The organism is Bradyrhizobium sp. R2.2-H, from assembly GCF_004346455.1.
Classification (GTDB): domain Bacteria; phylum Pseudomonadota; class Alphaproteobacteria; order Rhizobiales; family Xanthobacteraceae; genus Bradyrhizobium; species Bradyrhizobium diversitatis.
The window spans coordinates 247,089-266,275 of the sequence record NZ_SMBR01000012.1 but is presented as its reverse complement, the minus strand read 5'-3'; the positions used below and the strand labels follow the sequence as shown (position 1 = coordinate 266,275).

General features: G+C 65.9%; 16 protein-coding genes and 1 other RNA gene. 12 read left to right on the top strand and 5 right to left on the bottom strand.

Annotation, left to right across the window (positions count from 1 at the left end; genetic code table 11):
• Nucleotides 1-71 precede the first annotated feature (71 nt).
• The 4 genes from EDE08_RS28740 (at nucleotide 72) to EDE08_RS28725 (ending at nucleotide 6,128) form a co-directional block, all read left to right on the top strand.
• A complete protein-coding gene (locus EDE08_RS28740; protein ID WP_131871895.1) occupies nucleotides 72-1,496 on the top strand; it encodes a methyl-accepting chemotaxis protein in 1,425 nt (474 codons plus the stop codon).
• 650 nt (nucleotides 1,497-2,146) lie between these two features.
• Complete coding sequence (locus EDE08_RS28735) at nucleotides 2,147-2,611, top strand: (2Fe-2S)-binding protein (protein WP_207913110.1); 465 nt, start codon at nucleotides 2,147-2,149, stop codon at nucleotides 2,609-2,611.
• An 8-nt stretch (nucleotides 2,612-2,619) separates the two neighbouring features.
• On the top strand, nucleotides 2,620-4,788 hold the full coding sequence (locus tag EDE08_RS28730; RefSeq protein WP_165936241.1) for a xanthine dehydrogenase family protein molybdopterin-binding subunit: 2,169 nt from the start codon (nucleotides 2,620-2,622) through the stop codon (nucleotides 4,786-4,788).
• A complete protein-coding gene (locus tag EDE08_RS28725; RefSeq protein ID WP_131871897.1) occupies nucleotides 4,785-6,128 on the top strand; it encodes a c-type cytochrome in 1,344 nt (447 codons plus the stop codon). The genes EDE08_RS28730 and EDE08_RS28725 overlap by 4 nt, the downstream gene beginning before the upstream one ends.
• A 207-nt stretch (nucleotides 6,129-6,335) precedes the next feature.
• Here EDE08_RS28725 and EDE08_RS28720 read toward each other — a convergent pair whose 3' ends face one another.
• From EDE08_RS28720 to EDE08_RS28700, 5 genes are all read right to left on the bottom strand, one after another.
• Nucleotides 6,336-7,160, bottom strand: a complete 825-nt coding sequence (locus tag EDE08_RS28720; protein ID WP_165936240.1) for a TIGR00282 family metallophosphoesterase — start codon at nucleotides 7,158-7,160, stop codon at nucleotides 6,336-6,338.
• Nucleotides 7,138-7,734, bottom strand: a complete 597-nt coding sequence (locus tag EDE08_RS28715) for a 5-formyltetrahydrofolate cyclo-ligase (protein ID WP_131871898.1) — start codon at nucleotides 7,732-7,734, stop codon at nucleotides 7,138-7,140. Before EDE08_RS28715 ends, EDE08_RS28720 begins: the two co-directional genes overlap by 23 nt.
• 193 nt (nucleotides 7,735-7,927) lie before the next feature.
• A non-coding RNA gene (ssrS, locus tag EDE08_RS28710) (6S RNA) lies at nucleotides 7,928-8,088 on the bottom strand.
• 254 nt (nucleotides 8,089-8,342) lie between these two features.
• The gene (locus tag EDE08_RS28705; RefSeq protein ID WP_028182480.1) at nucleotides 8,343-8,726 is read right to left on the bottom strand and encodes a cell division protein ZapA; all 384 of its coding nucleotides are present in this window, start codon (nucleotides 8,724-8,726) and stop codon (nucleotides 8,343-8,345) included.
• Nucleotides 8,723-9,043, bottom strand: a complete 321-nt coding sequence (locus EDE08_RS28700) for a DUF4164 domain-containing protein (protein ID WP_014439722.1) — start codon at nucleotides 9,041-9,043, stop codon at nucleotides 8,723-8,725. Before EDE08_RS28700 ends, EDE08_RS28705 begins: the two co-directional genes overlap by 4 nt.
• Nucleotides 9,044-9,409: 366 nt before the next feature.
• On the opposite strand from EDE08_RS28700, the gene tkt reads away from it, so the two are divergent.
• The 8 genes from tkt (at nucleotide 9,410) to EDE08_RS28650 (ending at nucleotide 19,031) form a co-directional block, all read left to right on the top strand.
• Nucleotides 9,410-11,395: a transketolase gene (gene tkt, locus EDE08_RS28695; RefSeq protein ID WP_131871899.1), complete on the top strand. Its 1,986-nt coding sequence runs from the start codon at nucleotides 9,410-9,412 to the stop codon at nucleotides 11,393-11,395.
• 149 nt (nucleotides 11,396-11,544) lie between these two features.
• On the top strand, nucleotides 11,545-12,552 hold the full coding sequence (gene gap / locus EDE08_RS28690) for a type I glyceraldehyde-3-phosphate dehydrogenase (RefSeq protein ID WP_061880918.1): 1,008 nt from the start codon (nucleotides 11,545-11,547) through the stop codon (nucleotides 12,550-12,552).
• 153 nt (nucleotides 12,553-12,705) lie between these two features.
• Entirely contained in the window at nucleotides 12,706-13,902 is a 1,197-nt protein-coding gene (locus EDE08_RS28685) for a phosphoglycerate kinase (RefSeq protein ID WP_131871900.1), read from the top strand.
• 51 nt (nucleotides 13,903-13,953) lie between these two features.
• Nucleotides 13,954-15,021 (top strand): class II fructose-bisphosphate aldolase, encoded by a 1,068-nt coding sequence (gene fba, locus EDE08_RS28680; protein WP_131871901.1) that lies wholly within the window; start codon nucleotides 13,954-13,956, stop codon nucleotides 15,019-15,021.
• A 289-nt stretch (nucleotides 15,022-15,310) separates the two neighbouring features.
• A complete protein-coding gene (locus EDE08_RS28665; protein WP_131871903.1) occupies nucleotides 15,311-16,351 on the top strand; it encodes a class I fructose-bisphosphate aldolase in 1,041 nt (346 codons plus the stop codon).
• A 3-nt stretch (nucleotides 16,352-16,354) separates the two neighbouring features.
• The gene (locus tag EDE08_RS28660) at nucleotides 16,355-17,056 is read left to right on the top strand and encodes a thiamine phosphate synthase (RefSeq protein ID WP_131871904.1); all 702 of its coding nucleotides are present in this window, start codon (nucleotides 16,355-16,357) and stop codon (nucleotides 17,054-17,056) included.
• Nucleotides 17,053-18,129 (top strand): tetratricopeptide repeat protein, encoded by a 1,077-nt coding sequence (locus EDE08_RS28655; protein ID WP_131871905.1) that lies wholly within the window; start codon nucleotides 17,053-17,055, stop codon nucleotides 18,127-18,129. The genes EDE08_RS28660 and EDE08_RS28655 overlap by 4 nt, the downstream gene beginning before the upstream one ends.
• 110 nt (nucleotides 18,130-18,239) lie before the next feature.
• Nucleotides 18,240-19,031, top strand: coding sequence for an inositol monophosphatase family protein (locus tag EDE08_RS28650; protein WP_131871906.1), 792 nt, complete (start codon nucleotides 18,240-18,242; stop codon nucleotides 19,029-19,031).
• Nucleotides 19,032-19,187 lie beyond the last annotated feature (156 nt).

The window sequence follows — 19,187 nt, the reverse complement described above, 5'->3', positions numbered from 1 at the left end:
CTCTAAGCCGAAACTGGAATGGGAATGCCGCCGAGAGCCGATCAACGGCCCTGACTGGAGAGAGCCCGTACATGTCCCAGGCACAGCTTGCAGTATTGGACACCGCATCCAACAGGTCGCTCGCCGAGCGGCTGATCGATCAGCTCGCCGACCGCATCGGCGGCCTCGGCGTGGAACTCGCCGACATCGCCGGCAACGTCCAGGAGGTCGCAAACCGCGTCGCGAACCAGTCGGAACGGTTCCACCACCTGCAGGAGACGGCCGAGACGATGGTGTCGGCCAACCACGACATCGCCAACGCTTCGCAGGCCGTGCAGACCACGACGTCCGCGGCAGTCGGCGAGATCGCGCAATCGCGCAGCGCCGTCGACACCGCGGTCAGCCATATCTCCGAGTTGGTCGCAGCCGTGGAGCGGATCGAGGCGCGCCTCAGCGCCGTCGGCTCGGCACTGGCGCAGGTGGCGAAGGTCTCCGGCTCGATCGAGGCGATCGCGAAGCAGACCAATCTGCTGGCGCTGAATGCGACCATCGAAGCGGCGCGCGCCGGCAATGCCGGCCGCGGCTTCGCGGTGGTCGCGAGCGAGGTCAAGAATCTCGCGGAAGCCACCCGCCAGGCCACGCATGAGATCTCCGACACCGTGCGCGATCTCGACGGCCAGATCGAAGGTCTGATCGGCGAGAGCAGCGATGCGTCGCAGCGCGCCAAGACCGCCGGCGAAGGCGCGCAAGCGATCTCCGGCATCATCACACGGGTGCAGCAGGGCTTCGCCTCCGTGGAGGCGGAGATCGGCAGCGTCACGCGCGCGGCGACCTCCAACCTCGGGCATTGCGACACCGTCATCAGCGAGCTCAACGAGCTCGCCAGGGGCGTCGACCTGTCCTCGCGCGATCTCAAGAACGCCGACGAGCGGGTGGCGAAGCTGCTCGACGCCTCCGAAGGCCTGATAGCGCTGATCGCCGACAGCGGCGTGGAGACGTCGGACGCGCCGCTGATCCGCGTCGTCGTCGACACCGCGAAGCGGATTTCGATGGAGTTCGAGGCTGCGATCGACCGCGGCGAGATCACGCTCGACCAGCTGATGGACGAGAACTACCGCGAGATCCCTGGCACCGATCCAAGACAGTACCTCACCGACTACGTCGAGTTCACCGATCGCGTGCTGCCCGCGATCCAGGACCCGATCCAGAAATCCGATCCCCGCATCGTGTTCTGCGTCGCCTGGGCCAGGGGCGGCTATCTGCCGACCCACAATCCGAACTACCGGCTGCCGCAGGGTAAGGACCCGGTCTGGAACAACGCCAATTGCCGCAACCGCCGCCTGTTCGCCGACCGCACGGTGAAGAAGGTCGCAGGCAACACGAAGCCGTTCCTGCTGCAGACCTACCGCCGCGACATGGGCGGCGGGCAGTTCGTGCTGATGAAGGATCTGTCCTCGCCGATCGTGGTCCGCGGCAAACATTGGGGCGCCTTCCGGATGGGCTTTCGTCAGGGCTGACGGGCGCTCCTGCGGCCCTTGAATCAAAAACCTGAAAAACAACCCCATGCACAGTAGCCGGGGTGTGCGAAATCAATGGCTTATGCCGGCATGCCATGGCGCGCGTTGACTCGTCGGGCAAAACAAGGGTATAATGCTATTATTCCGAAATTGCGCATTTGAGCTTGGCGGGCCCTGAGCGCGCGCCTCGTCCTTCGAGACGACCGCTTCGCGGTCTCCTCAGGATGAGGCTAAGCCGTATCGGTGCTCATCAAAACTACGGCCGCACACTCGGTCCTCATCCTGAGGGCCCGCCAACGGCGGGCGTCTCGAAGGATGGCCGCAAGCAAGGACGTGCCGCCGTCCCCGACTTTCTCAATCGCACGAATTTCGTCTTCGCATGATTTTGCGGATTTGCACGATCGTCTGCGGCGGCCGATGTCGCACGCGACGAAAATGGGTCAAAACATGACGATTATCATATCAATTGGCCCAAAACCTTTGCAGCGATCGCCGCACAAATTCGTGAATGTCATGGCCTCACGCCTCGTTCGCGCAAATATGCATTGCCGGAAATTTCGACGCTTCATCGTTTCGCATCGGTATGATTATGGTCGCGCAAAATTCGTCGACGTGATCGCCGCACGCGATCGCCGAGCAGGGGAATGCATATGGCAACTGTTCTTACCATCAACGGCGAAACGAAATCCTTCGACGCGCCACCGGAAATGCCGCTGCTCTGGGTACTGCGCGACATCCTCGGAATGACCGGCACCAAGTTCGGCTGCGGCATCGCGCAGTGCGGCGCCTGCACGGTGCATGTCGACGGCAAGGCGGTGCGCTCCTGCGTGCTGCCGGTCAGCGCGGTCGAGAACCGCGCCGTCACCACCATCGAGCACGTCGGCAGCACGCCTGCGGGCGCGAAGGTGCAGAAGGCCTGGCTCGATGCCGAAGTGATCCAGTGCGGTTACTGCCAGTCCGGCCAGATCATGTCGGCCGCCGCGCTGCTGGCGGCAACGCCGAACCCCGACGATTCCGACATCGACGCCGCCATGGCCGGCAACATCTGCCGCTGCGGCACCTATGTGCGCATCCGCGAGGCCATCAAGCAGGCCGCCAACGGCCGTCAGTCCTGAGGTTCGCCATGAACGCACATCACAGCATCTCCCGCCGCGCAGCTCTGACCGGCGGTCTCGCCACCGGCTTCCTGCTCGCCTTCCATCTGCCGCTGCGCGCCGCCGTCAACGAGCCGGTGCAGCCGCGCGACACGACCGACGGAAAGTTCGCGCCCAATGCCTTCATCCGCGTCGACGAGAGCGGCCATACCGTCCTTATCATGCCGCAAGTCGAGATGGGCCAGGGCACCTATACTTCGATCTCCGCGGTGCTCGCCGAAGAGCTGGATGCCGACTGGAGCAAGGTCGAGGTCCAGCACGCGCCGCCTGACGACAAGCTCTACGGCAATCCGACCTTCGGCCTGCAAGTCACCGGCAATTCCAACTCGATCCGCGCCTGGTGGCTGCCGCTGCGCAAGGCCGGCGCCACCGCGCGCGCGATGCTGGTGCAGGCGGCGGCCGCGGAATGGGGCGTCGATCCGGCAAGCTGCACGACCGCCAAGGGCGAGGTCGCGCATGCAGCGAGCGGCCGCAGGCTCGCCTACGGCACGCTGGCGCTCGCAGCCCAAGGCCAGACGCCGCCGAAGGACGCTGCGCTGAAGGACCCCAAGGACTTCGTCCTCATCGGCCAGCCCTTGAAGCGGCTCGACACGCCGGACAAGGTCAACGGCAAGGCCATCTACGGCATCGACGCCATCCTGCCCGGCATGAAGTTCGCGACCGTCGCCGCCTGCCCGGTGTTCGGCGGCAAGGTCGGCAAGGTCGACGACAGCGCCGCGGTGAAGCTTCCCGGCGTGCGCAAGGTCGTCGTGCTCGAGGACATGGTCGCCGTGATCGGCGATCACATGTGGGCGGCCAAGAAGGGGCTCGAAGCGCTCGAGATCGAGTGGGACGAGGGGCCGAACGCCGAGATCACAACCAAGGACGTCTGGGACGACCTGCGCAAGGCCAGCCGGAAGGACGGCGCCGTCGCCAAATCCGACGGCGACATCGCCAAGGCGCTCGCCAGCGGCGACAAGTTCGAGGCGGTCTACGAGCTGCCGTTCCTGGCGCACGCCTCGATGGAGCCGATCAACGCCACGGTGCATGTGAAGCCCGATTCCTGCGAGATCTGGACCGGCACGCAGATCATGACGCGCGTGCAGTCGGAGGCGGCGAAGGCCGCGGGCCTGCCGATCGACAAGGTGATCGTCAACAATCACCTGCTCGGCGGCGGCTTCGGCCGCAAGCTCGAGCCCGACATGGTGGTCGCGGCGGTGAAGATCGCCAAGCAGGTCGACTATCCCGTGAAGGTGGTGTGGACCCGCGAGGAGGACATCCAGCACGACGTCTACCGCCCGGTCTATCGCGACGAGATCACCGCGTCGCTGGTCGACGGCAAGGTCGCGGGGTGGAAGTACAAGGTCGCCGGCTCCGCCGTGCTGGCGCGCTGGCTGCCGCCGGCGTTCCAGAAGGGTATCGACATCGACGCGATCGACGCCGCGGTGGATGCTCCCTACGACTTCGCCAACTTCCATGTCGAATATGTCCGCGCCGAGCCGCTGTCGGTGCCGACGGGTTTCTGGCGCGGCGTCGGTCCGAATAACAACGTGTTCGCGGTCGAATGCGCGATGGACGAGCTCGCGCGCAAGGCGGGCAAGGACCCGATCGCGTTCCGAAAGTCCATGCTGACGAAGAATCCGCGGATGCTCGCGGTGCTCGACCAGGTCGCGGAGAAATCCGGCTGGGGGCAAAAGCTGCCGCCGCGCGTCGGCCGCGGCGTCTGCGTGCAGCCGTCATTCGCGAGCTTCATCGCGACGGTGGTGGAGGCGGAGATCGACGACATCGGCGCGATCACGCTCCGCCGCATCACCTCGGTGGTCGACACCGGCATTGCCGTCAACCCCGACACCGTAAAGGCGCAGATCGAGGGCGGGCTGATCTTCGGCCTGACCGCGGCGCTCTATGGCGAGATCACCATCGACAAGGGCCGCGTGCAGCAGTCGAACTTCCACGACTACCGCATGATGCGCATCAACGAGACGCCGAAGATCGAGGTCATCGTCGTCAAGAGCGGCGAAGCGCCCGGCGGCATCGGTGAGGCCGGCGTCAATGCCGGACCGCCCGCGCTGCGCAATGCGATCTATGCCGCAACCGGCGTGGCGCTGCGGCGCCTGCCGATCGACCGGAAACTGCTGGCTGCGGGGAAGAAGGCATGAGCGGCAAGATGCGTATCCTCACAAGCGTCGTCGCGATCGCCATCGTCGCGGCAGCGGTCGGCGTCTTCATCATCCGCGGGCCCGGCCCGCTCGACTTCGCGGGCGGCACGAAAGTGGCGCTGGCGGACTACCGCGCGGGCAAGCCGACCGGCGTGCCGGCGAAGCTGGAGAAAGCCGGCATCGTCGAGCGCGGCGAATATCTCACCAAGGCCGCCGACTGCATGGTCTGCCACACCAGGCCGGGCGAGAAGGAGTATTCCGGCGGGCTCGCCTTCAAGCTGCCGTTCGGCACGCTCTATTCCACCAACATCACGCCGGACAAGGACACCGGCATCGGCAATTACAGCGACCAGGATTTCCTGAACGCGGTCCAGCACGGCAAGCGCCGTGACGGCGCGCGGCTGTATCCGGCGATGCCCTACACGTCCTACACCTTCATGACCGACGAGGACGTGCTGGCGGTGAAAGCCTATCTGTTCAGCCTGCCGGCGGTGCGCGCCAAGGCGCCCGACAACACGCTGTCGTTCCCGTTCAACCAGCGCTGGGCGATGATGTTCTGGTCGGCCGTGTTCAATCCGGACACGCGCTTTGCGCCCGACACCTCGAAGAGCCCCGAATGGAACAGGGGCGCGTATCTTGCGGAGGCGCTGGCGCATTGCGGCGAGTGCCACACCCCGCGCAATCTCGGCTTCGCGCTGGACAACCGCAGGAAGTTCGCCGGCGCCATCACGGCGGGCTGGCGCGCCTTCAACATCTCCTCCGACAAGGCGACAGGTCTCGGCAACTGGAGCGACCAGGATCTGATCTCGTATCTGTCGCTCGGCCATGCGCCGGGTCATGGCTCGGCCTCGGGTCCGATGGGTGAGGCGGTCGACCACAGCTTGAGCAAGCTCGTCCCCGAAGACATCAGCAGCATCGTTGCTTACCTGCGCAGCGTGCCGCCGCAGCCCTCGCCCGACCTGCCCGCCACCACGGCGCCGGTCGCCCCCGCCTCGCACCGCGAGGGCGTCACGGCGGACGCCCGCGGCAAGCAGGTGTTCGCCAGCGCCTGCGCCAGCTGCCACGGCTGGAGCGGCGAGAGCCCGGTCTCGCCGATGGCAACGCTCACCGGCACCTGGGCCGTTAACGACCCCGCCGCCACCAACGTCGCGCAGATCGTGCTCTCGGGCACCAAGCGGCATACACCCGACGGCGCGCTGTCGATGCCGGCGTTCGGCCATGCCTATACCGACGACGAGATCGCGGCGGTGGCGAACTACGTCACGGCGCGGTTCGGCACGAAGGGCTCGAAGCTGACGGCGAAGGATGTGGCGGAGTTGAGGGAGCAGACGGCGGAGTAGCGTATGGCGAGATTGATGCGTGATCGCGCGTCAATCTCCGTTGTCGTCCCGGACAAGCGTAGCGAAGCGGAGCGCAGATCCGGGACCCATAACCACAGGATGTGGTTCGGCGAAGACTCGCAGTTACCAGCTTCGCGCAACAACTTCTCCCTTGGGTTATGGGTCCCCGCCTTCGCGGGGACGACACCTAGCGTGGAGCGTGGTTCTTCAGCTCAACCAGAACTTCGGCGTCGCCGGCTCCAGCCGGCCGCCGACACGCACCGGCGCAATCTTCAGGGCGAGCCCCGTCGCATCGTCGGTCTCCACGGCGACGCCGCTGAGCGTCGCGGCACCGGCTGCCGGCTCGAAGCGGCCCGACGGAATCCCCGACGTGAACCGGCGCAGCGGTTCTTCCTTCTGCATGCCGATGATGGAATCGTAATCGCCGGTCATGCCGGCATCGGTCATGTAGGCGGTGCCGCCTGACAGGATCTGGTGGTCGGCGGTCGGCACATGGGTGTGGGTGCCGACGACGAGGCTGGCGCGGCCGTCGCAGAAGAAGCCGATGCCCTGCTTCTCGCTGCTCGCCTCGCAATGGAAATCGACGACAATGGCGTCGGCGGCAACGCCGAGCGGGCAGGCCCCTAACTCGCGCTCGAGCGCCGCGAAGGGATCGTCGAACGGGGTCATGAAGACGCGGCCCAAGGCGTTGACGACGAGGGCATGCTTGCCGTTCTTGGTCTCGACCAGTGCGGCGCCGCGGCCGGGCGTGCCGCGCGGATAGTTTGCGGGGCGCACCAGGCGGTCGGCGCGCTCGATGAACACCAGCGCCTCGCGCTGGTCCCAGGAATGATTGCCGAGCGTCACCGCGTCGGCGCCGGCCTCGAGGAATTCCTGGTAGATCGCTTCCGTGATGCCGAAGCCGCCGGCGGAATTCTCGCCGTTGACGACGACGAAATCGAGCGACCAGTCCTTGACCATGCCGGGCAGATATTCGGCGATGGCCTCGCGCCCGCTACGGCCGACGACATCACCCACGAAGAGAATGCGCAACTTCAGAACTCCGGAAATCGAACACGTCCGATTCCGTTAGCACATAATCCAGCGCGACGTCGTGGGATAGTGCCGGAACCGCCTCGATCTCCTGCGCCGCAAAGGCGAGCCCGATGCCGATGATGTGCTTGGTCTTGCGCAAATGCGCGAAGGTGAAATCGTAATGCCCGGCGCCATAGCCGATGCGATGGCCGAGACGGTCGAAAGCCGCAAGCGGCGTCAGCATGATGTCGGGGATCACTTCGCTTGCCGCCGGCGACGGCTCGGGAATGCCGAGCGGGCCGAGCATCAGGCGGTCGTTCGGATGGAAGATGCGGAAGATCAGCGACTGGCCGCGCGCGGTGACGCAAGGCAGCGCCAGCTTCGCGCCCTGCTCGGCGAGCTTCCGCATCAACGGCATCGGATCGATCTCGTTGCGGATCGGCGAATAGCCGGAGACGATGCTGCCGGGCAGCAGCTCGAACGGCAACCCGCGCTTGGCGAGCTTTGCGGCCGCAGCGATGCGCTTCTTGTCGCTCAGCGCGTCACGCCTGGCGAGGGCTTTGGCACGGAGCTCGGCTTTGGAGTTGGGCATGTGCGCTTGCTCCGAACGCGGAGCCTTGCTCCGCTGTCATCACCCGCGAAGGCGGGTGATCCAGTATCCCAGAGACGCCAGTGATCAAACATCGACGCCGCGGCGTACTGGATGCCCCGCCTACGCGGGGCATGACACCGCCGGTTTGTCGTAGATGGCCATTCGACAAGAACGCATTGTCAGCAAACAAAAGTACGAAGCCGCGAACGCCGTTGAAGCACTCGATCCCGGAGTTCCCTACGAAAGTAGGTGGGCACCATATGTCCGGGCCCACGGGCCCGGCCAGGGACAGTTCCCTAAAGGATCGATAAGGCCCCGGGGATATATGGCTCCTGACGCACGTCGCAGCCTCGCTCGAGCAATGTAACAACGATAGTGAGGAAGTGCCAGTGCGGCGGGTGCGGCTGGTGCCCACCTCTCCCCAGCGGGGAGAGGTCGGATTGCGCCGGGCGATGCGAAGCAGCGTCCGGAGCAATCCGGGTGAGGGGCCGCGGCACACAGAGGGACCTGAAGCCCTCACCCGGATCGCATCTTACGATGCGATCCGACCTCTCCCTTCGGGAGAGGTGGACACCGCCCCCAGTGGCAACGGATCGTTCCGATCACTCTCACCCGATCGCGATCCCGCCTCCGACCGTCCGGTTCAGCACCTGCGTCGACTTCTCGATGCGTTCGGCTGCGGCATTCAGCGCATTCACCACCGCGGTCTGCGTCATCCGGGCGCGTTCGACGGCGGCGTTGCGGAAGTCCCGGAGCTCGACCAGCTCCTGCTCCATGGTGCGAATGCGGTTGCCGGCGTCGATCAACTCGTCGCACACCGTCAGCGCCGCCATCACCGTGAGGCGCGCATCGCCGATCTCGCCGAATTTTCCGCGCAGCGACTGGATGCGTGTCTCCAGGCTCTCGGCGAGCTTGAGCAGCCGCACCTCCTGGCCCTCCTCGCAGGCCATGCGGTATTGCCGGCCGTTGATAGTGACGTTGATGTGGCTCATCCGTCCTCTCCGGTATCGAGCACCGAGCGTATCGTGACGATTGCGGAATCCAGCCGGTCGGAAATCTCGCGATTGGTGCGCTCGAGCTTGCGCGCCTTCACCAGCGCGCCGTCGAGCTCGTCGGCGAGTCGCGAGCGATCAGCGCCGAGCGCCTGGATCCGCGCCGCGAGCTCGTTCTCGTCGCGATCGGCATCGCGTCGCCGCTCGACCGCACTTTCGAGTGCGTCGAGCGCCGCCGTGAGCCTGCGGGTCGCAATCTCGATCTCGACGGCGGATGATTCCGTCATGGCGGAGCTATTGGACACGCGATCGTTCATGCAGTCAGCGGCGGAACCTGGCGGCCTTTGCCCAGTGGCCTTTCCCTGGAGCTTGCCGTCCGGCAAAAGACTCGGTTCGGCAAGCGGTTAGAAGCAGAAATTTACGTGGCAAGCTAGCCCAGCGCAACGCCGCCGCAAAACTATGCACCGATCAATCGGAACGCGGTTGCGATCGATCGATTCCTTCCGGCGCGATCCCGGCGGAAAACTGATCTCGACCGGCAACTTTTACGGCCAAACCGGCGTTTGACCGCCTTGGACTCCCGGAACCGAGGTGCTATCCCAGCGCCAACCTTCAGTGGCCGCCAGGCTTCTCCCCGCGCGGGCAACCATCGCCAAGCGCCTCATTTCAGACGGATTTCAGACATGACGCAGGTCGATCACACCCGTATGGCCAACGCGATCCGCGGCCTTTCGATGGACGCTGTCGAGAAGGCGAAATCGGGCCATCCCGGCCTGCCGATGGGCGCCGCCGACATCGCCACCGTGCTGTTCACGCAGTTCCTGAAATTCGATGCCTCAGCGCCCGCCTGGCCGGACCGCGACCGCTTCGTGCTCTCGGCCGGCCACGGCTCGATGCTGCTCTATTCGCTGCTGTATTTGACCGGCAATGCCGAGATGACGCTGGACCAGATCAAGCAGTTCCGCCAGGTCGACTCGCTCACCCCCGGCCACCCCGAGAATTTCCGCACCAAGGGCATCGAGACCACCACCGGCCCGCTCGGCCAGGGCATCTCGACCGCGGTCGGCATGGCGCTCGCCGAGAAGATGCTGGCCGCCGAGTTCGGCAAGAAGATCGTCGACCACCACACCTATGTGCTCGCCTCCGACGGCGACCTGATGGAAGGCGTGTCGCAGGAAGCGATCGCGATGGCCGGGCACTGGAAGCTCAACAAGCTGATCGTGCTCTACGACGACAACGGCATCTCGATCGACGGCCCGACCTCGATCTCCGATTCCGTCGACCAGGTGAAGCGCTTCAAGTCGGCGGGCTGGGCCGCCGAGAAGATCGACGGCCAGGATCAGGCCGCCATTGCCGCCGCCATCACCCGCGCGCAAAAATCCAACAAGCCGACGCTGATCGCCTGCCGCACCACCATCGGCTTCGGCGCGCCGCACAAGGCCGGCACCTCGAAGGTGCATGGCGAGGCGTTAGGGGCCGACGAGCTCAAGGCCGCCAAGGAAAATCTCGGCATCTCGCTCGAGCCGTTCTCGGTGCCCGACGACGTGCTGAAGGCATGGCGCGCGGCCGGCAGCCGCGGTGCTACGGCACGCCAGGAATGGGAAGCACGGCTCGGTGAGCTCGGCAGCCGCAAGCGCGCCGAGTTCGAACGCCGCCTGCGCCACGAGCGTCCGGCATCGCTGGCCAAGGCGCTGAAGGCGCACAAGAAGGAGCTGCTGGAGAAGCCGCTGACGGCGGCGACGCGCAAATCGTCGGAGGCTGCGATCGAGGTGATCGCTGCCGCGATGCCGATGGAATTCCTGGCCGGCTCGGCCGATCTCACCGGCTCCAACAACAACAAGGCGAAGTCGGCGACCGCGTTCTCGGCCAAGACGCCGAAGGGCCGCTTCATCCATTACGGCATCCGCGAGCACGGCATGTGCGCCGCGATGAACGGCATTTTCCTGCACGGCGGCTTCGCGCCGAACGGCGCGACCTTCCTGGTGTTCACCGACTACGCACGTCCCGCGATGCGCCTCGCCGCGCTGATGGGCACCGGTGTCGTCTATGTGATGACGCACGACTCCATCGGCCTCGGCGAAGACGGGCCGACGCATCAACCGGTCGAGCATCTCGCCGCGCTTCGCGCCATTCCGAACATGCGCGTGTTCCGCCCCTGCGATTCCATCGAGGTCGCCGAATGCTGGGAGCTCGCGCTCAACCGGGTCGACGGTCCGACCGTGCTGGCGCTGACGCGGCAGAACCTGCCGCAGCTGCGGACCACCGCACCGAACGACAATCCCTGCGCAGCCGGCGCCTATGAGCTGGTCGCGGCCCAGGGCGAAGCCAAGGCAACGCTGTTCGCCTCCGGCTCCGAGGTCGAGATCGCGGTCGCGGCCCAGAAGCAGCTCGCGGAACGCGGCGTCGCGTCACGCGTTGTCTCCGTTCCCTCGCTCGAGCTGTTGCTAGCGCAACCAGAGGCCAAGCGTGCCGCAATCATCGGCAATGCGCCGGTCAAGATTGCGATCGAGGCCGCCGTGCGCTGGGGCTGGGACGCCGTGATCGGCCAGGACGGCGAATTCATCGGCATGCATTCCTTCGGCGAAAGCGGTCCCGCCAAGGAGCTTTACAAGCATTTCGGGATTACCGCCGAGGCCGCGGTTAACGCTGTGCTGAAGCGCATTTCCTGAGAGTTGAGCTTGCCCCAAAAAAGGACTACCTAGTCTTCCATATGATCAAGCACCGCCCGGCCGAACCGGGCGCCCGCCCCTAAAAAACCCTCGCAGGCGCACGAAAGCGCGTTGTGCGGGATGACGACGGTCATTGAAGGAGACGAAACATGGCAGTCCGCGTCGGAATCAACGGTTTTGGCCGCATCGGCCGCAACGTCCTGCGGGCTATCGCGGAGTCAGGCCGCAAGGACATCGAGGTCGTGGGCATCAACGATCTCGGCCCGGTCGAGACCAACGCCCATCTGCTCCGTTTCGACAGCGTCCATGGCCGCTTCCCCGGCACCGTCACCGTCGATGGCGACTCGATCAACCTCGGCGGCGGCAAGATCAAGGTGACCGCCGAGCGCGATCCCGCGAAGCTGCCCTGGAAGGATCTCGGCGTCGACATCGCGCTGGAATGCACCGGCATCTTCACCTCGAAGGACAAGGCCTCCGCGCATCTGACCGCCGGCGCCAAGCGCGTGCTGGTGTCCGCGCCGGCCGACGGCGCCGATGCCACCATCGTCTACGGCGTCAACCACGACACCCTGACCAAGGATCACCTGGTCGTCTCCAACGGCTCCTGCACGACGAACTGCCTCGCGCCCGTCGCCAAGGTGCTGAACGATCTCGTCGGCATCGAGACCGGCTTCATGACCACGATCCACGCCTATACCGGCGACCAGCCGACGCTGGACACGCTGCACAAGGATCTCTACCGCGGCCGCGCCGCTGCGATGTCGATGATCCCGACCTCGACCGGCGCCGCGAAAGCGATCGGCCTCGTGCTGCCCGAGCTGAAGGGCAAGCTCGACGGCGTCGCGATCCGCGTGCCGACCCCGAACGTCTCGGTGGTCGACCTCAAGATCGTCGCCAAGCGCGCCACCGACGCCAAGGAGATCAACGCGGCGATGAAGCGCGCCAGCGAGCAGCAGCTCAAGGGCATCCTCGGCTACACCAGTGCGCCGAACGTCTCGATCGACTTCAACCACGATCCGCACTCCTCGACCTTCCACGAGGACCAGACCAAGGTGCAGAACGGCACGCTGGTGCGCGTGATGTCCTGGTACGACAACGAGTGGGGCTTCTCGAACCGCATGGCCGACACCGCCGTCGCGATGGCGAAGGTGATCTAAGAACAGGTCTCGTGTCCCGGACGCGGTGCGGCGCGTAAGCGCTGCTCCGCAGAGCCGGGACCCCATCTAGCCGCGGGACTCGCCGTGATGTGGGTCCCGGTTCTGCAGCGCACCGCTTCGCGCTGCGCAGCGCCCGGGACAAGGAAGCGTCCGATGACCAACAAATTCCGCACCCTCGACGACGTCGACGTGAAGGGCAAGCGCGTGTTGCTGCGCGTCGACCTCAACGTGCCCATGGAGAACGGGCGCGTCACCGACGCGACCCGGCTCGAGCGCGTGGCGCCGACCATCACCGAACTCGCCGACAAGGGCGGCAAGGTCATCCTGCTCGCGCATTTCGGCCGGCCGAAGGGACGCGATGCCAAGGAGTCGCTCAAGCCCGTCGCCGAGGCACTGTCGAAGGTGGTGAAGAAGCCGGTCGGCTTCGCCGATGATTGCATCGGCGAGCCTGCGGCCAAGGCCGTGGCGGCGCTCAAGGACGGCGACATCCTGTGTCTGGAAAACACCCGCTTCCACAAAGAGGAAGAAAAGAACGATCCCGCCTTCGTCGCGGAATTGGCCAAGCTCGGCGACATCTGGGTCAATGACGGCTTCTCGGCGGCGCACCGCGCCCACGCCTCGACCGAAGGACTCGGCCACAAGCTGCCGGCCTATGCCGGCCGCACCATGCAGGCCGAGCTCGATGCGCTGGAGAAGGCGCTGGGGTCGCCGACCAAGCCGGTGATCGCGATCATCGGCGGCGCCAAGGTCTCGACCAAGATCGACCTGCTCGAAAATCTCGTAACCAAGGTCGACGCGCTCGTGATCGGCGGCGGCATGGCCAACACCTTCCTGCACGCTCAGGGCGTCGCGATCGGCAAGTCGCTGGCCGAGAAAGACCTCGCGCCGACCGCGCTGCGCATCATGGAGAAGGCGGACGCCGCCAACTGCGCCATCATCCTCCCCGTGGATGCGACCGTCGCCTATCATTTCGCGGCCAACGCGCCGTCGCATGCCTATGGGCTCGATGCGATCCCGGCCGACGGCATGATCCTCGACGTCGGCCCGCAATCGGTCGCCCGCGTCCACGCCGCGATCGACGATGCGGCAACCCTGGTCTGGAACGGACCGCTGGGCGCCTTCGAGATGCAGCCGTTCGACCGCGGCACGGTCGCGGCCGCCAAGCATGCGGCCGAGCGCACCAAGGCGAAGAAGCTGGTCTCGATCGCGGGCGGCGGCGACACTGTCGCTGCACTCAACCAGGCCCATGTGGCCGGTGACTTCACCTATGTGTCGACTGCCGGTGGCGCGTTCCTCGAATGGATGGAAGGCAAGCCGCTGCCCGGCGTCGAAGTTCTGCGCATCAAGTAAGCAAGCGGCCTTTCAAATCAGCCTTGCAGGCCCCAACGGGAGAAAAGACAGATGGCTCGGATCACGTTACGTCAATTGCTCGACCACGCGGCGGAGAACGATTACGGCGTACCGGCCTTCAACATCAACAACATGGAGCAGGCGCTGGCGATCATGGACGCGGCCAACCAGGTCGACGCGCCCGTCATCATCCAGGCCTCGCGCGGCGCACGCTCCTACGCCAACGACGTCATGCTCAAGCACATGATGGACGCGGTGACCGAGATCTATCCGCACATTCCGGTCTGCGTGCATCTGGACCACGGCAACGAGCCGGCGACCTGCATGACCGCGATCCAGGCCGGCTTCACCTCGGTCATGATGGACGGCTCGCTCAAGGCCGACGGCAAGACCCCCGGCGACTGGGGCTACAATGTCGGCGTCACCAAGACCGTGACCGACATGGCCCATCTCGGCGGCATCTCGGTGGAAGGCGAGCTCGGGGTGCTCGGCTCGCTCGAGACCGGCATGGGCGACAAGGAAGACGGCCACGGCGCCGAAGGCAAGCTCAGCCACGACCAGCTCCTGACCGATCCGGACGAGGCGGTGAAGTTCGTCCAGGAGACCAAGGTCGACGCGCTCGCGATCGCGATGGGGACTTCTCACGGCGCTTACAAATTTACCCGCAAGCCCGATGGCGACATCCTCGCCATGAACGTGATCGAGGAGATCCACCGCAAGCTGCCGAACACCCATCTCGTCATGCACGGCTCCTCGTCGGTGCCTCAGGATCTCCAGGACATCATCAACGCCTATGGCGGCAAGATGAAGCCGACCTGGGGCGTGCCTGTGTCCGAGATCCAGCGCGGCATCAAGAACGGCGTGCGCAAGATCAACATCGACACCGACAACCGCATGGCGATGACCGGCCAGATCCGCAAGGTGCTCAAGGACAATCCGGAAGAGTTCGATCCGCGCAAATATTTGAAGCCGGCGATGGAGGCGATGACCAAGCTGTGCAAGCAGCGGCTTCAGGAGTTCAATACCGCCGGACAGGCCTCCAAGATCAAGAAGGTGCTGACCACCGCCGAGATGGCCAAGCGCTACGCCAAGGGCGAGCTCGATCCCAAGGTGGCGTAAGCGATCGCGAAGGTGGCGTAAGGCAGCCACCGCCCTATCTTCCCCCTCGCCCCGCTTGCGGGGAGAGGGTTGGGGTGAGGGGGAGTCTCCCCGGGCACGGTGGCAGTTGGACTCGCGGAGAGTCCCCCTCACCCGGATTTTACGCTGCGCGCAAAATCCGACCTCTCCCCGCAGGCGGGGAGAGGTGAAGTCCCTCCCCTTTACCCTGCGACGAACGTTAACTCGGCAATTGCCCGAGAACGGTCTATTTTTGCGGGCAAGGGCAGAATCGATTTGGGAGGACCTCTCGATGAATCTGACTGAGCTCAACAGGATCGCCACCGCCATGGTCGTAACAGGCAAGGGCATCCTTGCCGCCGACGAATCCTCCGGCACCATCAAGAAGCGCTTTGACGCCATCGGCGTGGAATCGACGGAAGAGAACCGCCGCGACTATCGCGAGATGCTGTTTCGCGCCAAGGACGCCATGAGCCAGTACATCTCGGGGGTGATCCTCTATGACGAGACGATCTGGCAGGATGCCAAGGACGGCACGCCGCTGGTCAGGCTGATCGAACAGAGCGGCGCCATCCCGGGGATCAAGGTCGACGAGGGCACGCAAGCCCTGCCGATGTGCCCGGGCGAGCTCGTCACGGTCGGGCTCGACAGGCTCGCCGAGCGGCTGAAGAAATATTACGAGCGCGGCGCGCGCTTTGCCAAATGGCGTGCCGTGATCGACATCGGCAGCGGCACTGACGGCCGGGGCATCCCCTCGATGACCGCGATCAGCGTCAACGCCCACGCGCTGGCGCGCTATGCCGCGCTGTGCCAGGCCGCGCAGATCGTGCCGATCGTCGAGCCGGAAGTGCTGATGGACGGCGATCACGACATCGACCGGTGCTATGAGGTGACGAGCCGCGTGCTCAACAAGACGTTCCAGGAGTTGCGCGTGCAGCGCGTTGCGCTCGAAGGCATGGTGCTGAAGCCGAACATGGCAATCTCGGGCAAGAAGTGTCCGAAGCAGGCCTCGGTCGAAGAGGTCGCGGAGAAGACGATCCGGCTGCTCAAGGCCTGCGTGCCCGCAGCGGTGCCCGGCGTCGCTTTCCTCTCCGGCGGCCAGTCCGACGAGGAAGCGACTGCGCATCTCAATGCCATGCACAAGCTCGGCCCGCTGCCCTGGGGCCTGACCTTCTCCTACGGCCGCGCGCTCCAGGCCGCGCCGCAGAAGGCCTGGTCCGGGAGGCCTGAGAACGTCGCGGCCGGACAACGCGCCTTCAGCCATCGCGCGCGGATGAACGGCCTCGCCTCCAAGGGCGAATGGCAAAGCAGCCTGGAACAGAAGGCAGCCTAGATCTTGTCGAACAAACCGCCTCCGCCGCGCCCGGCGCCGCGTCTCTACCTCGCGACGCCTATTGTCGATGACCCTGCGAGGCTCGTCGCCGATTTGCCGGGCCTGCTCGCTTCGGCCGATGTCGCGGCCGTACTGCTGCGGCTGAGGGAGACCGACCAGCGCACCATGATCTCGCGCGTCAAGGCGTTGGCACCGCCGGTGCAGAAGGCTGGCGCAGCCCTCCTCGTCGACGGCCATCCTGACATCGTCGCGCGCGGCGGCGCCGACGGCGCGCACCTCACCGGCCTTGCCGCGCTGGAAGAGGCGGCGCCCTCGCTCAAGCCCGATCGCATCGCCGGCGTCGGCGGGCTCGCCACGCGCCACGATTCCATGAGCGCCGGCGAGATGGGCGCCGACTATGTGCTGTTCGGCGAGCCCGACGAGAAAGGCCAGCGCCCGTCATCCCAGGCCATCGCCGAACGGCTGGACTGGTGGGCCGAGCTGTTCGAGCCGCCCTGCGTCGGTTTTGCCACGTCACTGGAAGAGGCCCACGATTTCGCCGCGAGCGGCGCCGATTTCGTGCTGGTCGGCGACTTCATCTGGGCCGATCCGCGCGGGCCCAAGGCCGCGCTGGTCGAGGCCGACGCTGCGATCAAGAAGGCCCATGCGACGGCGCCGGCGAGCCAGGATCCCGCGGGTCAGGAGCACGGCCAGCGCCCGACATGAAGCTTCCGCACATCACCATGCTGGCCGCGCTGCTGCTCATGGCGCCCGCGGCCGCGCAGCTCCAGATCACGCCGCCGGCCGCAACGCCGAGCGCTCCCGCCGAAAAAAAGAAGCCCAGGCCGCACACGATCACCAAGAAAAAGGAGGCCGCTCCCGCGCCGAAACCTTCGGCCTCGCCCAAGCCGTCCCCCTCGCCCAAGCCGGCCGCGACCGTGATCCCCGCGCCGCCGACCGACGATCCCAACGTCGATCTGGTCTACGGAGCCTACCAGCGCGGCCAGTACAAGACGGCGTTCGAGCTCGCCACAACCCGTGCACAAGCCGGCGATCCCAAGGCGATGACCATGCTCGGCGAGCTCTATTCCAACGCCATGGGCATCCGGCGCGACTACGCCAAGGCGGCCGAATGGTACAAGCGCGCCGCCGATTCCGGCGATCGCGAGGCGATGTTCGCGCTCGCCATGCTGCGCATGTCGGGCCGCGGCGGCCCGGTCGACAAGGGCGAGGCGGTCAAGCTGATGGCCTCCGCCGCCAAGCTCGGCGAGCCCAAGGCCGCCTATAACCTCGCCTTGCTCTATCTGGACGGCCAGACCCTGCCGCAGGACGTCAAGCGCTCGGCGGAGCTGCTGCGCCAGGCTGCCGATGCAGGCCTGCCCGAGGCGCAATACGCGCTCGCGACCTTCTACAAGGAAGGCACCGGTGTGCCGAAGGACCCGGAACGCGCTGTGCGGCTGCTCCAGGCCGCCTCGCTCGCCGACAATGTCGACGCCGAGGTCGAATATGCGATCGCGATGTTCAACGGCACCGGCACGCCGAAGAACCAGCCGGCGGCCGTAGCCCTGCTCCGCAAGGCGTCCCGCCAGGGCAGCGCGATCGCGCAGAACCGGCTGGCATGGGTGCTGATCAACGGCGTGGGCACGCCCATGGACAAGGTCGAGGGCTTCAAATGGCACTTGGTGGCCAAAACGGCCGGCAAGGGCGACCCCGATCTCGACAAGCAATTCTACGATCTGCCGGCCGAGGAGCGGGCCAAGGCTGAGGCCGCCGCCAAGAAATGGCTCGGGGCCAAATGACTTGACGCAATGACTTGACGCAAGCGCCCTCGCAGGGCACCCAATCCCTCAAACAGGCGCGATGTCCCGTCCGTGCCCCTGATCCCTGCCCCCGATCAAGTCCAGAGCTCATGCTGTATTCCGCCACTATCAACGTCATGGTCAAGGCCGCGCGCCGCGCCGGCCGCAGCCTCAAGCGCGATCTCGGCGAGATCGAGCATCTCCAGGTCTCGCTGAAGGGGCCGGCGAATTTCGTCTCGCTCGCCGACAAGCGCGCCGAGGAGATCCTCTATCAGGACCTCGCCAAGGCGAGGCCCGGCTACGGCTTCATCGGCGAAGAGGGCGGCACCCGCGAAGGCACCGACAAGAGCCACACCTGGATCGTCGATCCGCTCGACGGCACCACCAATTTCCTGCACGGCATCCCGCAATTCGCGATCTCGATCGGCCTCGCGCGTGAGGGCACGATCATCGCCGGCGTGATCTACAACCCCGCCAATGACGAGCTCTACATCGCCGAGCGCGGCAAGGGCGCCTTCCTCAACGACCAGCGCCTGCGCGTGGCCGGCCGCCGCCAGCTCAACGAGTGCGTGGTGGCCTGCGGCCTGCCCCATATCGGCCGCGGCGACCACGAGGAATTCCGCCGCGAGATGACCGCGATCCAGAATCGCGTCGCGGGCCTGCGCCGCTTCGGCGCCGCCTCGCTCGACCTCGCCTTCGTCGCCGCCGGCCGCCTCGACGGCTATTGGGAGCGCAATCTGCAATCCTGGGACATCGCCGCCGGCATGCTGATGGTGCGCGAGGCCGGTGGCACGGTGAGCGATATCAACACGCCCGGCGATGCGCTCGTGACCGGGGACGTGGTGTGCGGCAATGAGTACGTGCACGGGGAGTTGGTGAAGATTTTGCGGAGGCCGGCGTAAGGCGAAGGATTGCGCCTCACACTCCGCTGTCATCATCCGCCTCTTGCGCGCTGGGGCGGATGGCCAATATTCCAAAGAAGTCGGAGCGCGGACTCGTAAGCGCGGAGCTACAGCCGCAAGCTGCACGAATGCAAGATCACAGGCGGCCAGCTTGTC

Coding starts and splice junctions, on each gene's coding strand:
- EDE08_RS28740 (WP_131871895.1), top strand. CDS start 72: ATGTCCCAGGCACAGCTTGCAGTATTGGACACCGCATCCAACAGGTCG.
- EDE08_RS28735 (WP_207913110.1), top strand. CDS start 2,147: ATGGCAACTGTTCTTACCATCAACGGCGAAACGAAATCCTTCGACGCG.
- EDE08_RS28730 (WP_165936241.1), top strand. CDS start 2,620: ATGAACGCACATCACAGCATCTCCCGCCGCGCAGCTCTGACCGGCGGT.
- EDE08_RS28725 (WP_131871897.1), top strand. CDS start 4,785: ATGAGCGGCAAGATGCGTATCCTCACAAGCGTCGTCGCGATCGCCATC.
- EDE08_RS28715 (WP_131871898.1), bottom strand. CDS start 7,734: ATGCCCAACTCCAAAGCCGAGCTCCGTGCCAAAGCCCTCGCCAGGCGT.
- EDE08_RS28705 (WP_028182480.1), bottom strand. CDS start 8,726: ATGAGCCACATCAACGTCACTATCAACGGCCGGCAATACCGCATGGCC.
- EDE08_RS28700 (WP_014439722.1), bottom strand. CDS start 9,043: ATGAACGATCGCGTGTCCAATAGCTCCGCCATGACGGAATCATCCGCC.
- tkt (WP_131871899.1), top strand. CDS start 9,410: ATGACGCAGGTCGATCACACCCGTATGGCCAACGCGATCCGCGGCCTT.
- gap (WP_061880918.1), top strand. CDS start 11,545: ATGGCAGTCCGCGTCGGAATCAACGGTTTTGGCCGCATCGGCCGCAAC.
- EDE08_RS28685 (WP_131871900.1), top strand. CDS start 12,706: ATGACCAACAAATTCCGCACCCTCGACGACGTCGACGTGAAGGGCAAG.
- fba (WP_131871901.1), top strand. CDS start 13,954: ATGGCTCGGATCACGTTACGTCAATTGCTCGACCACGCGGCGGAGAAC.
- EDE08_RS28665 (WP_131871903.1), top strand. CDS start 15,311: ATGAATCTGACTGAGCTCAACAGGATCGCCACCGCCATGGTCGTAACA.
- EDE08_RS28655 (WP_131871905.1), top strand. CDS start 17,053: ATGAAGCTTCCGCACATCACCATGCTGGCCGCGCTGCTGCTCATGGCG.
- EDE08_RS28650 (WP_131871906.1), top strand. CDS start 18,240: ATGCTGTATTCCGCCACTATCAACGTCATGGTCAAGGCCGCGCGCCGC.